At 50.6% G+C, this 419-nt stretch carries 1 protein-coding gene; it reads left to right on the top strand.

Annotated elements, in window-relative coordinates; all coding sequences use genetic code 11:
* The coding region (locus tag F0L46_RS27740) for a hypothetical protein (protein WP_149822410.1) at positions 1-387 on the top strand (387 nt) is incomplete at its 5' end.
* Between the last annotated feature and the right edge of the window lie 32 nt (positions 388-419).

Genomic DNA, 419 nt, shown 5'->3' with positions numbered 1-419 from the left:
CTTATGCTGCCCCTCGGTACGATTGGAGGTTTGGAGATGCAGATGTACGTCATCGTGTCGCCGGTCCGCACCGGTATGCTCTTGCCCACATTGGACATGACCATGATGAAGGACCGTTGTGCTTGTCGCTGGAGCTCATGTATCTCCACCATGCCTCTCGGATATCCATTTGACAGACCGATTGACATGGCGAGCTTCTTCACTAGCAACATGAAGTTCGCTGACGTAATGATCTACAGAAAAGACCTCGGCATGTCGAACACCAGCAAGACCGTGGACACCTCGGAGATGGTCATGATGAAGGACGATCTCACCTACCTGGACTCGGACATGCTGGTCAAGAGGACTTACAAAGACGTCATGATGATGAGCAGCATGATGAACTGATCACACGACATTGTACCTAACCTAAACCAGAA

The sequence above is a fragment of the Salinarimonas soli genome, assembly GCF_008386575.1.
Classification (GTDB): Bacteria; Pseudomonadota; Alphaproteobacteria; order Rhizobiales; family Beijerinckiaceae; genus Salinarimonas_A; species Salinarimonas_A soli.
The sequence above is the reverse complement of the archived record's forward strand: the minus strand, read 5'-3'. Positions and strand labels throughout refer to the sequence as shown.